Origin of the sequence: Pseudomonas sp. H26/SER47-MNA-CIBAN-0231 (genome assembly GCF_040310465.1) — a bacterium.
Classification (GTDB): domain Bacteria; phylum Pseudomonadota; class Gammaproteobacteria; order Pseudomonadales; family Pseudomonadaceae; genus Aquipseudomonas; species Aquipseudomonas atacamensis.
Genome location: NZ_JBEOPW010000016.1, coordinates 23,538 through 37,452, shown reverse-complemented (window position 1 = coordinate 37,452; position 13,915 = coordinate 23,538). Strand labels below are relative to the sequence as shown.

Here is a 13,915-nt window from a genome sequence, read left to right as displayed (position 1 = left end):
AAGTCCTTATGCCGCCGCCCCTGAGCAAACCGCTGGCCCCGTCGTGGGTCAGCCGATTCAAAGAACAGAGTCTGGAGCGCGGCCGCCGCTACGCTTTGGAGAATCGGGTGCGCATCGCCCAGGTCGGCGATGCGACCATCACCGCCAGTTGCGAAGGATCTGGCGGCAGTGTCTACCGGCAGACCATCCATCTGCGCGAGTCAGCCAAAGCGACGCTGTTGCTGGTCGACGCCACCTGCACCTGTCCGGTGCGCAGCAACTGCAAACACTGCGCGGCGGTGCTGCTGAAAATCCAGGAAACCCTCGACTACCCCGCCGCCGCGAAAGATGCCGAGCTGCTGGAGAAGCTCCAGGCCGTGCTGGAAAACCGTAGCCCGAAAGCGCCGCCGCAAGTGCTGGTGGACAACGTGCAACCGGTGCCGCGCCTATGGCTGGCGAGCGTCGAGTTCAGCGCCTTCGAGCCGCGCAACGGCAAGATGCAGCGCTACATTCAGCATCGTGCGGCGCTATCGTTCAGCTATCTGGACGAATACGTCAGCGGGCAAAAACACAGCGATATCCTGATCCGTCAGGAAGCCCAGACCCTGCGGATAAAACGCCACCCGGATGTCGAACAGTCCTACCGCGAACAGTTACGCATCCTCGGTTTCCGCATCGCCACAAGGCAGAGCAAAGCCCTGCCGGAAAGCGCCGGCGAACTCTACGAGATGGTCAACGACAGCGCCTGGCTGACCTTCACGCTGAATGACTTGCCGAAGTTGCGCAGCCAGGGCTGGGAGTTGCAGATCGATGAGGAATTCGGCTTCGACCTGACCGCCGTCGACGACTGGTACGCCACCGTCGAACAGGCGCCGGAGCGCGACTGGTTCGATCTGGAACTGGGCATCATCGTCAACGGCGAGCGCCTGAGCCTGCTGCCGATTCTGCTGAATCTGATGCGCTCGCACACCGAGATCCTCAACCCGGAACGCCTCGCCCGTCGTCGCGATGACGAGCTGATTCTGGTCAACATTCCGCAACGCACCAGCGAGCATGGGCCGTTGCAAGTGGCGCTGCCCCTCGGTCGCTTGAAGCCGGTATTGATGACGCTGGGCGAGTTCTATTTGCAGGAGCCGGGCGAAACCACCCTGCGCCTGAGCAAGGCTGACGCCACCCGGCTCAATTCGCTGGAAGGCCTGCCGCTGTTGTGGGAAGGCGGCGAGCAGATGCGCACCTTCGCCCAGCGGCTGCGCGACATCCGCGATTTCACTGCCGAAGCGCCGCAAGGTCTGAATGCAACGCTGCGCCCGTATCAGCTCGAAGGTTTGAGCTGGATGCAATCGCTGCGGCAACTGGAGGTCGGCGGGATTCTTGCGGATGACATGGGCCTGGGCAAAACCCTACAGACCCTGGCGCATGTTCTCAGCGAGAAGAACGCCGGACGCCTCGATCGTCCGTGCATGGTGGTGATGCCGACCAGCCTGATTCCGAACTGGCTCGATGAGGCGGCGCACTTCACCCCGCAGCTGAAAGTCCTCGCGCTGTACGGCGCCACGCGCAAAAAGCACTTCGACAATCTGGCCGACTTCGACCTGATCCTCACCACCTACGCCCTGTTGCCCAAGGACCTTGAGCGTTTGGCCAAACAGCCGTTGCACGTGCTGGTGCTGGACGAAGCGCAATACATCAAGAACCCCAACAGCAAAGCCGCCCAGGCCGCGCGCGAGCTGAATGCGCGCCAGCGCCTGTGTCTCAGCGGCACGCCGCTGGAAAACCACTTGGGCGAGCTGTGGTCGCTGTTCCACTTCCTGCTGCCGGGCTGGCTCGGCGACGTGAAAAGCTTCAATGCCGATTACCGTGTGCCGATCGAAAAGCGCGGCAGTGAAGTCAGACTGCAGCACCTCAACGGTCGGATAAAACCGTTTCTGCTGCGCCGCACCAAAGAGCAGGTCGCCACCGAGCTGCCGCCGAAAACCGAGATCATCCACTGGGTCGAACTCAACGAAGCGCAGCGCGACGTGTACGAAACCATGCGCCTGGCGATGGACAAGAAAGTCCGTGACGAGATCACTCGCAAAGGCGTGGCACGCAGCCAGATCATCATTCTCGAAGCATTGCTCAAGCTGCGCCAGGTCTGCTGCGATCTGCGCCTGGTCAACGACGCCACCCTGCCCGCACGCGGCAGCACCTCGGGCAAACTCGACAGCCTGATGGAAATGCTTGAGGAACTGTTCGAAGAAGGCCGGCGGATTCTGCTGTTCTCGCAATTCACTTCGATGCTGACATTGATCGAAGAGGAATTGAAAAAACGCAAGATCGCTTACGCCCTTCTCACTGGCCAGACCCGTGACCGGCGTACACCGGTGAAGGAATTCCAGAGCGGCACGCGTCAGATCTTTCTGATCAGCCTGAAGGCCGGTGGCGTCGGTTTGAACCTCACCGAAGCCGATACGGTGATTCACTACGACCCGTGGTGGAACCCGGCGACCGAGAATCAGGCCACCGACCGGGCCTATCGAATCGGCCAGGAAAAACCGGTGTTCGTCTACAAGATGATTGCCCGGGGCACAGTGGAAGAGAAGATTCAGCACCTGCAGAAGGAAAAGTCTGACCTGGCAGCGGGCGTGCTCGATGGGCGCAAGGCCGGGGACTGGAAGTTGCAGAGCGATGACATTGAAGCGCTGTTTGCGCCGTTGCCGGACAAGATCGACAAGCGCTGAAAGCGGCGTTGCTGGTTAGATAGCTTTCGCGAGCAGGCTCGCTCCCACACGATCCAGATTCACTGAAGATCAAACGTGGGAGCGAGCCTGCTCGCGAATGGCCACACCGCGGTTCAAAACCTTCAACCTCTGGAAACCGGCAACGGCGCAAACAGCGCCTCGATATCACTCTGTTCCAGTTTGAATCCGCCCGTCGTGCCGCCCTCGAGCACCGCCCCGGCCAGCGCCGCTTTCTCCTGCTGCAACGCCTGGATCTTCTCTTCGACGGTGCCTTTGGCAATCAACTTGTAGACGAACACCGGATTGTTCTGCCCGATGCGATACGCCCGATCAGTCGCCTGATTCTCCACCGCCGGGTTCCACCACGGATCGAAGTGAATCACCGTGTCCGCCGCCGTCAGGTTCAGACCGGTACCGCCGGCCTTGAGGCTGATCAGGAACAACGGCACCTTGCCGCTCTGAAAATCCTTCACCGGCGTGCGCCGATCGGTGGTGTCGCCGGTCAGCAACGAGTAGGCAAGCCCGCGTTGCTGCAACTCCTGCTCAATCAGCGCCAGCATCGAGGTGAATTGGGAAAACAGCAGAATGCGCCGACCTTCGCCGAGCAATTCTTCGAGCATCTCCATCAGGCTGATCAGCTTGCCGCTGCCCGAGCGCAACGCCTTCGCCGTGAGCGGCATATTGACCAAGCGCAGATCACAGCAGACCTGGCGCAGCTTGAGCAGCGCATCGAGGATGATGATCTGACTGCGCGCCACGCCGCTGCGGGCGATTTCGTCGCGGACCTTTTGGTCCATCGCCACACGCACCGTCTCATAGACGTCGCGCTGACCATCGCTGAGTTCGACCCAGTGGATGATCTCGGTTTTCGGCGGCAACTCGGTGGCGACCTGATCCTTCTTGCGCCGCAGCAAAAACGGCTTGATACGTGCGGTCAGGTGCTGCATGCGCTGCACATTGCCGTGCTTCTCGATCGGCGTGCGGTAATCGCGATTGAAGGATTTACTGTCGCCGAGCCAGCCGGGCATGAGGAAATGGAACTGTGACCACAGCTCACCGAGGTGGTTTTCCAGCGGCGTACCGCTCAGACACAAGCGCTGACGGGCCTGCAAGTCATGGGCAGCCTGGGCAGCTTTGCTCAGCGGGTTCTTGATGTTCTGCGCTTCGTCGAGAATCAGCACGCTCCACGACTGCGGCTGCAAGATTTCCAGATCCCTGGGCAGCAATGCATAAGTGGTCAGCACCAAGTCGTATGCGCCCAGATTGGCAAAGTCCTTTTGCCGCCCGGTGCCGTGCAGCGCCAGGACTTTCAACTGCGGCGTGAAGCGCTCGGCTTCGTCGAGCCAGTTGGGAATCAGGCTGGTCGGCATCACCGCCAGTGCCGGACAGTCCAGACGCCCGGCGTGTTTTTCCGTGAGCAGATGCGCCAGGGTCTGCAGGGTTTTGCCCAGGCCCATGTCATCGCCCAGAATGCCGCCGACCTCCAGCTCGCGCAGGGTCTGCATCCAGTTCAGGCCTTCGAGCTGATACGGACGCAGCTGCGCGTTGAGGCCGGCCGGCGCAGCAACCTGGGCGTGGCTGGAATTCTGCAGACGCTTGGCAAAAGTGCGCAGACGTTCGCCGCCCTGCCAATCCAGCGGCACGCCATCGAGCATACTCAGACGCGCGGCGTCTGGAGCGGTCAAGCGCAGCGCATCACCCTGATGGCCGCCCAGGTACAACTCGCCCAGCGTCGCCATCAGCGGTTTGACCCGACTCAGCGGCAACGCGACTTTGGCGCCCGCCGGTTCGCCAAAACCGCTGGGCTTGAGCTCGATCAGGAGTTTTTCATCATCGCTGCGCTGCGCCAGATTGACCGGGTCGAGCAAGCGCGGCTGGGTCCGCAACAGGTGTAGAAGAATCGGCAGCAAGCTGTAGCGCTCGCCGTTGACGACGATACCCAACTGCAAATCAAACCACTGATGCGTAGCCTCTTCTTCAACCTCCGCGTACCACTGCTCAACCGGTTGTACATCGAAATGGAAACCGGGACTGATCTCGATTTTCCAATCTGCGGCGCGCAGCGTGGCCAGCCCTTCGTGCATGAAGCCAAGCCAAGCGGAATCATCCGGCAAGGTAAACATCTCGCCGGGACGGTCCATGGCACTCTTGCGCGTGGCTTTCTTGAAGCCATGTTTTTGCAGGTTCTGGCGTAGCTTCTTTTCCAGCGCAGGCTGGCGTTGAATACGCTGGGTCTCTGTGCCGCTGAGGATCATCACCTCCGGGTTGCGATCCACCGCCGGATGACCGTTGTAGGTAAACAGCAGAGCGGCGCGGTGTTCCAGCACGTATTCCCAGCGCGAGCGTTCTCGGCCGCTGACCAGGGTCAGTTGCGGCTGCGGCCGCACGTCATCGATGATCCGTTCGGTGAGCTTGTGCGGTGGCGCAATTTGGGTCGCCGCGCTCATGCGATGGCTGAACTGCATGGCCTGACGCGCCGGAATATCTGGCGCCAGGGTCAAATGGCAGGCGAGCTTTTCTTCCAGCTCAGTGAACAGCGGGCCAACCTGGCGCTGCTCACGATCAAGGTAATAAAGCGGCTCCAGCGCCAGCACGGTTTCCTGCGCGGCTTCGGCACTGCTCCATTGCGCGCGGAATCCGCCGTCAGCCTGCTCGGCCCAAGAGAACTGACCGACGCGTTTCGCACCCGGTGTCAGCGCTCGCAGGTCTTCGAAGTCGAGGAACAGCCGCGAGGTGCGCAAGAGCATTTCCAGCAGTTCGGCACCACTGCTGCCTTCCAGCGGATAGCCGCTGTAATAGGCGTGATGGGAATGCATGGCGACCAACAGCCGGGCGATGCGCAGATCCAGTTCGGACAGGTAGCCGGGCTGGCGCATGAGCATTTCCGCGAGCGAGTACATCGGTTTGACTTCGCGTAACTCGCCGCTCTTGAGCTGGTAGACCTTGAAAATATCCAGGAGCCACTTGCCGTTCGCAGACGTCGGTTTGAGCTTGTAAAACAGACGCGTACCTGCGGTTTGCGCACTTTCTTCAGCGGGCTTGGCCGGCACGGGAATTGTCGAAAGCCAATGCTCCAGCGCTCGTCCCAACGGGGTCTGCGCGTCACTTCCAGACGCATCCTCGCCAGTGCCCAGCAGGTGATAGAGCACCGCTGCGCTGTGCTTGCAGTCCAGTGCAACCGGACAGCTGCACAGACATCGCAAGCTAACCGATCCCAACCGATCTTCTGACAGGTAAATGGTTTGCTCATACGCCTGAAGTTGCGATCCGATGCAGAACGCCTCTATCTTCCTGTCATCGATCTCGAGGATCTCGACCCGGTCATCGGCGGCATAAGCGCGGGCCTTGGCCAACGCCTTGCTGCTGAATGCGTGGGTCCACGTCAGCCCTTTGAGCCGCTCGATGAAAATGCTCATGGACAGTCCTTAGCTGGCCAGCACTCGGGCCAACGTTGATTTCACCTTGCCCATGCCGTCGTGCAGGGCCTGCTCGATTTCGGCCATGGTGATGACTTCGGTGGTCTTGCCGGCTGCTGGATTCACCACCAGCGCCAGACAGGCGTAATCCAGATCCAGCTCACGGGCAAGCGCCGCTTCCGGCATGCCGGTCATGCCGACGATGTCGCAGCCGTCACGCTCCAGTCGCACGATCTCGGCGACCGTTTCCAGACGCGGTCCCTGGGTGCAGGCGTACACGCCTTGATCGCTGAATTCGCAGCCTTCGGCGGCGACTGCTGCAATCAATTGCTGACGCAACGGCTCGCTGTAGGGAAAGCTGAAATCGATGTGGGTGACGTGTTCCAGATCATCGGCGAAATAGGTGTGCTCGCGCCCACTGGTGTAGTCGACGATCTGGTGCGGCACGCAGAAATGCCCGGTGCCCATGGCCGGATGAATCCCGCCCACTGCATTCACGGCGATGATCGCTTCGGCACCCGCCTGCTTCAGCGCCCACAGATTGGCGCGGTAGTTGACCTTGTGCGGCGGGAAACGATGCGGGTGACCGTGACGGGCGAGGAACAACACTTCCTTGCCAGCGTACTCACCAATCTGCACCTCGGCCGAAGGCGCGCCGTACGGGGTGTCGACTGCCAGCGACTGGCGAATGCTCAGGCCTTCGAGCTGAGTCAGGCCAGTGCCACCGATGATTGCGTAAACGGTCATAACGAAAAAATCCTTAATCGATCAGTTGAGCGTCTTTGAGCGCGCCGAGGGCGGTGAGCCAACGCGGGTCCTGACGATAATCGGTGCTGGCGAAGGCCTGCCCGCGCATCTTCGCGATGCGCGCGGAAGGCTTGACCTTCATACGCTGGGCAGCACTCAACGCCAGCTCGGCTGCCGCGCGGTCGTTGCACACCAGACCCATGTCGCAACCGGCACTCAGCGCGGCTTCGATGCGGCTGGCAGCGTCGCCGACCACGTGGGCGCCGGCCATCGACAGATCATCGCTGAAGATCACGCCATCGAACTGCAACTCGCCGCGCAGAATGTCCTGCAGCCAGCGTCGGGAAAAACCGGCGGGCTGCGAGTCGACTTGCGGATAGATGACGTGGGCCGGCATGACGGCGGCCAGTTGTTTGCTGAGTTTGGCGAAGGGCACCAGATCATTGGCGCGGATCACGTCGAGACTGCGCTCGTCGTTCGGGATCGCCACATGGGAGTCGGCTTCGGCCCAGCCGTGGCCTGGGAAATGTTTGCCGGTGGCGGCCATGCCGGCGCTGTTCATGCCGCGAATGAATGCACCGGCGAGCAAGGCTGCGCGCTCGGGATCGCCTTCGAAGGAACGGGTACCGACCACAGCGCTGCGCTGATAGTCCAGATCCAGCACCGGGGCGAAACTCAGATCGAGCCCGACCGCCAGCACTTCGGTGGCCATGATCCAGCCGCATTGCTCGGCGAGATACTCTGCATTCGGGTTATCGGCGATGGCGCGCATCGCTGGCAGACGGACGAAACCCTGACGCAGGCGCTGCACGCGCCCGCCCTCTTGATCCACCGCCAGCAGCAGATCCGGGCGAATCGCGCGGATCGCGGCGCTGAGTTCGCGCACTTGGCGAGGATGCTCGATGTTGCGGGCGAAAATGATCAGGCCGCCCACTTCGGGCTGACGCAACAATTGGCGATCTTCGGCCGTCAGCCAGGTACCGGCGACGTCCACCATCAACGAGCCTTGCAGGCCAGCAGTCATAGAGATTCCTTGAAAACGAAAAACCCGATCTGCTTGCATTCGCTACCGTGGGCAACGCCCGGACGGTTAGCAGAATTCATGCAGATCGGGTTCAGTACGAGAGTCGGCATGGCCGGCTAGCTTAGCGGATACCAGCTGCCGCGCCCACCCGTGCGCAGTCAAACCTTGGCGGCGACCGGCATGGATTTGCTGCGCGGGCGCAATTGCGCACTGGCCATGGCTGTATCGGTTACGCCGGTTTCGGCGCGCATGCCGGCAGCGAGAAACGGCACCATCAGGCGCATCACTTGTTCGATGGAGGTATTGACGCCGAAATCGGTCTCGGCGATCGCGCGCAAGGCCTTGATCCCGGACATGCTGAACGCCGCAGCGCCAAGCATGAAGTGCACGCGCCAGAACAGCTCGATCGGTGGAATGCGTGGCGCCGCTTCATTGACCAGCAGCATGTAGCGGCGGAACACCTTGCCGTACATGTCTTCCAGATAACGTCGCAAGTGGCCCTGGCTCTGACTGAACGCGAGGCCGAGCAAGCGCATGAAGATCGACAGGTCATTACCGCTGCGAGGCTGCACGACGAGCGCTTGCTCGACGAGAATTTCCAGCAACTCTTCGAGGGTCGGTTTGTTCTCAGGCTTGGCCTGACGGCGCTCCAGCTCTTTATCGAGGCTCACGCAGAACGGACCGAGGAAGCGCGAGAACACAGCTTGAATCAACGCCTTTTTCGAGCCGAAGTGATAATTCACCGCAGCCAGATTGACGCCAGCCTTGCTGGTGATCAAACGCAATGAGGTTTCAGCGAATCCTTTCTCCGCGAACAACTGCTCGGCAGCATCAAGAATGCGTTCAACGGTTTCCGACTGGGCCATGGCTACTCCGCCTGACAAACACTTGTTTGAAACATACGTTTCAGCCTGTGCCTTGTCAAGCCTGCCGGTTCGTTTTGGGAATGGTCGGTCAGCTATTTAACCACACAAGGCGCCAGCATTAATAAGCGCCCTGCGCGACCGCTCGGCGGGAGGCAAAAAAACGCCCATTGCCAAGACTGCTTCACTGTATATAATCCCAGTCACTGTATAAAAAGACAGAGCGATCAATATGCTAAAGCTGACGCCACGCCAAGCCGAGATTCTGGCCTTTATCAAACGTTGCCTCGAAGACAACGGCTATCCGCCCACCCGTGCGGAAATCGCTCAGGAACTGGGTTTCAAATCGCCAAACGCGGCGGAAGAACATCTCAAGGCCCTCGCCCGCAAAGGCGCGATCGAGATGACCCCGGGCGCTTCTCGCGGCATCCGTATTCCCGGCTTCGAAGCCAAGGCCGACGACTCCACCCTGCCGATCATTGGCCGAGTGGCTGCCGGCGCGCCGATCCTCGCCCAGCAGCACATCGAAGAATCCTGCAACATCAACCCGACCTTCTTCCATCCTCGCGCCGACTACCTGTTGCGTGTGCACGGCATGAGCATGAAGGACATCGGCATCTTCGACGGCGACTTGCTGGCTGTTCACACCACCCGCGAAGCGCGTAACGGTCAGGTTGTGGTTGCCCGCATCGGCGACGAAGTGACGGTCAAACGCTTCAAGCGTGAAGGCAGCAAAGTCTGGCTGATTGCCGAAAACCCCGAGTTCGCCCCTATCGAAGTCGACCTGAAAGATCAGGAACTGGTGATCGAAGGCTTGAGTGTCGGCGTCATTCGCCGCTAAAGGAGGCTCCATGCAGTTCCCACACACACCTCAGCAAACACAACTGCCTTTGTTTGAAGCGTTTCTGGCGCAACCGATTGCGCCGATCCTCAAAGACGTGGTCGAGCGTGACTGGAATGCCAAACCTGACGCCTTCAGTGAGCTATCACTGCGTGGTGCGGCCGGGAACTGCCTGAACCTGCTAGCGCCGATCCTGCGTGAATTGAGCGAGGATCAGGATGCGCGCTGGCTGACGCTGATCGCCCCACCCGCCAGTCTGACGCAAACCTGGCTGCGCGATGCCGGCCTGAATCGCGAACGCATTCTTCTGCTGCAACCGCGCGGCACTCAGAGTGCTCAGCAACTGGCGTGCGAAGCGTTGCGGCTGGGTCGCAGCCACACCGTGGTGACCTGGCTAAACCCGTTGAATGCCAATTCGAGGCAACAACTGATCAGCGCCGCGCGTACGGGCGAAGCTCAGAGCCTGAACATTCGTTTGGGTTGATTGATTGGTAATGCGCGCTGTGTGAAGCGCAGGGCTTCTCCAGGGACAGAGAAGCCGATCTGAAGCGCAAGCGACCGAGAAAAGGCCAAAGCGTGGATTAATGAAGAACCCGCGGCCCCTCTTCCTTATCAAACTCGCCTTCAACCATACGACCTGCCATCTGCACGCCTACGCTCAACATCGCTTTGGCAATTTCAACGTGCTGGCCTTGCAGGAACGCCTTGGCATCCTCGGAGAAATCCAGCGTCACCAGAGAACCTTCGTCCTCGGCCCTGCGCAGTTCGATTCGGCCGTCTGGTAACTCGACGATTTCTAGAAAGGACGTTGGCATATAAGTCTGTTCTCCACGAAAGGCAGCGATTATATAGACATCATTCGAGCTTCGCTCAGGATCTTGACCAGCAGCATGTTTCAGATTGCCACTGCGTCAAATCCAATCAGCACTCATTCAAACCTTCACGGAAACGCAGGGCCAGACCTTTGAGGTTCTGCCGCCAGCTCTCCAGCTCATCTCGAGTGAGCTCTTCCGGCGCCTCTTCTTCATCAAGATTAATCGCTTGAATCAGCGGTTGTGTCACGTCGCCTTTTGGCTTGCGTGGCGCCCTCGGTGGCTGAAACAGTGCTGCGTGCGCCGCCAGCAGTTTCGCCAGCCAGGTTTCCGGATTACCTGCCAGCTCGACCATTTCCGCCAGCTCCGGGATCGCTATCGATTCCAGCACTTCGCGCCTCAGCAACTCCTCTGCCCTCGGCGAATTGGCCTGCGGCAGACGATAAAAGCCAGCGATCTCATGACACAAGCCCAGCAGTGCGCCGTAGAGGTGAAACAGCGCCGACTCACGCCCGGCCTGGATCAGCGCCAGAGAATTCATCGCCCGCCCTTCTTCAGCACGAGCCAGAGCTTCGAGTGACAGGCCGGCAAAATAGATCTTCTGGTTGGTGCGGGTATAGAGTTCGTGGGCCATGACGGCAGCCTCCACAACGAAATAATTGCTTCACACAGGCCCGGCAGTGTCATGGATCAACCAATGCCAGCGCAAGCAAAAAACAAAAAGGCCGCATGAAATCCCGAAGGTTTCATGCGGCCTTTTCGCTGTTCAGAATAACGCTTACTCAGCCTTGGCCTTTGCGCTGCGCTTGTCTTCAACAGTCCACTTGCCACCGTCGTAATACGCCTTCCAGCCTGTCGGCTTGCCGTCGACTTCGGTCTGTACGTATTGCTCCTTGGTCTTGCGGCTGTAGCGGATGACCGCTGGCAGACCGTCAGGATCCTTTTGCGGAGCCTCGCACAGGAAGTGGTACTTCGGATCAATCTCGTCCTTGTGCGGCAGAATCTCGATCACCAGCGGAGCGCGAGTCTCGCGGTTTTTCGGGAACTGACTGGCGGCCAGGAACAGACCGGACGCACCATCGCGCAGGATGTAGGTGTCGTTGACCTTTTCGCATTTCAGCTCAGGCATCTTCACGGGATCCATCTTCGGCGGCGCCGCGTCACCGCTCTTCAGCAGCTTGCGGGTGTTCTTGCACTCCGGGTTGGTGCAACCGAAGAACTTGCCGAAACGGCCGGTCTTGAGCTGCATCTCGCTGCCGCACTTATCGCATTCCAGACTCGGACCTTCATAGCCCTTGATGCGATAGCTGCCTTCTTCGATTTCGTAACCAGCGCAATCCGGGTTGTTGCCGCAGATGTGCAACTTGCGCTTTTCATCCAGCAGGTAGGCGTCCATCGCCGTGCTGCAGATCGGGCAGCGATGCTTGCCACGCAGTACCAGCGATTCCGATTCGCCCTCGTCGTCCGCTGCGATTTCATCGCCCGGCACCAGGTTGACGGTAGCCTTGCAGCGCTCTTTCGGCGGCAGGCTGTAGCCTGAGCAGCCGAGGAACACGCCCGTCGATGCGGTACGAATCTGCATCGGACGACCGCAGGTGGTGCACGGAATGTCAGTCATGACCGGCTGGTTGGCGCGCATGCCGCTGTCCGGGTTTTCCGCTACTTCGAGCTTCTTCTTGAAGTCGCCGTAGAACTCGTCCAGCACGTTTTTCCAGTCGCGCTCGCCCTGCGCCACGTCATCGAGGTTCTCTTCCATGCCGGCGGTGAAGCCGTAGTCCATGAGATTGGAGAAGCTCTCGGACAGACGCTCGGTGACGATGTCGCCCATCTTTTCCGAGTAGAAACGACGGTTGTGCAGGGTCACATAACCGCGATCCTGAATGGTCGAAATGATCGCAGCGTAGGTCGAAGGACGACCGATGCCGCGCTTTTCCATTTCCTTGACCAGACTGGCCTCGGAGTAACGCGCCGGTGGCTTGGTGAAATGCTGCGACGGATCGAGCTTGATCAGCTTCATCACATCGCCCTGCGCCATGTCCGGCAGCACGTCGTCATCGCCAGGCTTGGCAATCTGCGGCATCACCCGGGTGTAACCGTCGAACTTGAGGATACGGCCCTTGGCACGCAGCTCGAAGTCGCCAGCGCCGACGCTGACGGTGGTCGACAGGTATTGCGCCGGCAGCATCTGGCAGGCGAGGAACTGGCGCCAGATCAGCTCGTACAGACGCTCGGCATCACGCTCCATACCCGCCAGCTTGCTTGGCGTAGTGTTGGCGTCGGACGGACGAATCGCTTCGTGAGCCTCTTGCGCGCCTTCCTTGCTGCTGTAGACGTTCGGCGTTTCCGGCAGGTACTTCTTGCCGAATTCGTCCTCGATATAAGTGCGCGCCATCGCCACGGCGTCGGCCGAGAGATTGGTCGAGTCGGTACGCATGTAAGTGATGTAGCCGGCTTCGTACAGACGCTGGGCCATCATCATGGTTTTCTTCACGCCGAAACCGAGGCGGTTGCTCGCAGCCTGCTGCAAGGTCGACGTGATGAACGGCGCCGACGGCTTGCTGCTGGTCGGTTTGTCTTCGCGCTTGACGATGCTGTAGCTGGAGGACTTGAGCTTCTCCAGCGCAGCCATGGCCTGGGCTTCGTTCAGCGGCTTGAAGGCTTCGCCTTTTTCGCGAGCCACTTCGAAACGCACGGTCGAGCCTTTGGCAGTACCGAGATCGGCATGCACTTCCCAGTATTCTTCGGGATTGAACGCACGGATTTCGCGCTCACGCTCGACCACCAGTTTTACCGCGACCGATTGCACGCGACCGGCGGACAGACCACGGGCGATCTTGGCCCACAGCAGCGGCGAGACCATGTAGCCGACGACGCGGTCGAGGAAGCGACGCGCCTGCTGGGCGTTGACACGATCAATGTCCAGCTCGCCCGGCTCGGAGAAGGCTTCCTGAATCGCCTTCTTGGTGATTTCGTTGAACACCACACGCTTGTAACGGCTGTCATCACCACCGATGGCTTCGCGCAGGTGCCAGGCAATGGCTTCCCCCTCGCGATCCAAGTCGGTTGCGAGATAGATGGTGTCAGCATCTTTGGCGAGCCGGCGCAGCTCTTCGATGACCTTCTCTTTGCCGGGGAGGATCTCGTATTGGGCTTTCCAGCCGTGTTCGGGATCGACGCCCATGCGCGAGACCAGCTGCTTGCGCGCTTTCTCTTTCGGCGAGAGCACCGGACCTTCGCCCGCAGCAGCCTTGCCGCGCTTGGCGGCTGGCTCTTTGCTGGCGCTAGCCGAACCGCTGGTGGGCAGGTCTCGGATATGGCCGATACTCGACTTCACCACGTATTGGTTACCCAGATACTTGTTGATGGTCTTGGCCTTAGCCGGGGATTCCACAATGACCAGCGATTTGCCCATGGATCAGAAAATTCCTGAATTCTAGAAGTGAAAGGCGGTTGGCGCCTGACGCGGCACCGCTATATATAGTTGATACAAGGTGAGGTCAAGCGCAGGGTTGT

The 13,915-nt window shown here is 60.1% G+C and carries 10 protein-coding genes; 3 read left to right on the top strand and 7 right to left on the bottom strand.

From position 1 onward, the window contains the following. The first annotated feature begins 8 nt into the window (after positions 1 to 8). Complete coding sequence (locus AAEZ10_RS21135) at positions 9 to 2,699, top strand: DEAD/DEAH box helicase (protein WP_243242817.1); 2,691 nt, start codon at positions 9 to 11, stop codon at positions 2,697 to 2,699. A gap of 122 nt (positions 2,700 to 2,821) precedes the next feature. On the opposite strand, the gene AAEZ10_RS21130 is transcribed toward AAEZ10_RS21135, so the two are convergent. The 4 genes from AAEZ10_RS21130 to AAEZ10_RS21115 form a co-directional block, all read right to left on the bottom strand. After that, positions 2,822 to 6,115 carry a DEAD/DEAH box helicase gene (locus tag AAEZ10_RS21130; protein ID WP_350570851.1) on the bottom strand — a complete coding sequence of 1,098 codons (3,294 nt, stop codon included), beginning with the start codon at positions 6,113 to 6,115 and terminating at the stop codon, positions 2,822 to 2,824. Between the two features lie 9 nt (positions 6,116 to 6,124). Next, a complete protein-coding gene (locus AAEZ10_RS21125) occupies positions 6,125 to 6,862 on the bottom strand; it encodes an S-methyl-5'-thioinosine phosphorylase (RefSeq protein WP_071173058.1) in 738 nt (245 codons plus the stop codon). A gap of 13 nt (positions 6,863 to 6,875) precedes the next feature. Next, complete coding sequence (nagZ, locus tag AAEZ10_RS21120) at positions 6,876 to 7,886, bottom strand: beta-N-acetylhexosaminidase (RefSeq protein WP_252882413.1); 1,011 nt, start codon at positions 7,884 to 7,886, stop codon at positions 6,876 to 6,878. Positions 7,887 to 8,044: 158 nt separating this feature from the next. After that, the gene (locus AAEZ10_RS21115; protein ID WP_016775489.1) at positions 8,045 to 8,752 is read right to left on the bottom strand and encodes a TetR/AcrR family transcriptional regulator; all 708 of its coding nucleotides are present in this window, start codon (positions 8,750 to 8,752) and stop codon (positions 8,045 to 8,047) included. Between the two features lie 229 nt (positions 8,753 to 8,981). Between AAEZ10_RS21115 and lexA the strand changes: the two genes are divergently transcribed. After that, complete coding sequence (gene lexA / locus AAEZ10_RS21110; protein WP_016775490.1) at positions 8,982 to 9,590, top strand: transcriptional repressor LexA; 609 nt, start codon at positions 8,982 to 8,984, stop codon at positions 9,588 to 9,590. Between the two features lie 10 nt (positions 9,591 to 9,600). Next, complete coding sequence (gene sulA, locus AAEZ10_RS21105) at positions 9,601 to 10,074, top strand: SOS-induced cell division inhibitor SulA (RefSeq protein ID WP_041477346.1); 474 nt, start codon at positions 9,601 to 9,603, stop codon at positions 10,072 to 10,074. 97 nt (positions 10,075 to 10,171) lie between these two features. On the opposite strand, the gene AAEZ10_RS21100 is transcribed toward sulA, so the two are convergent. The 3 genes from AAEZ10_RS21100 to topA form a co-directional block, all read right to left on the bottom strand. Then, positions 10,172 to 10,405, bottom strand: coding sequence for a hypothetical protein (locus AAEZ10_RS21100; RefSeq protein WP_003226592.1), 234 nt, complete (start codon positions 10,403 to 10,405; stop codon positions 10,172 to 10,174). 106 nt (positions 10,406 to 10,511) lie between these two features. Continuing rightward, positions 10,512 to 11,036, bottom strand: a complete 525-nt coding sequence (locus AAEZ10_RS21095; RefSeq protein WP_350570847.1) for a DUF6586 family protein — start codon at positions 11,034 to 11,036, stop codon at positions 10,512 to 10,514. A gap of 144 nt (positions 11,037 to 11,180) precedes the next feature. Next, the gene (gene topA, locus AAEZ10_RS21090) at positions 11,181 to 13,814 is read right to left on the bottom strand and encodes a type I DNA topoisomerase (protein ID WP_016775493.1); all 2,634 of its coding nucleotides are present in this window, start codon (positions 13,812 to 13,814) and stop codon (positions 11,181 to 11,183) included. Between the last annotated feature and the right edge of the window lie 101 nt (positions 13,815 to 13,915).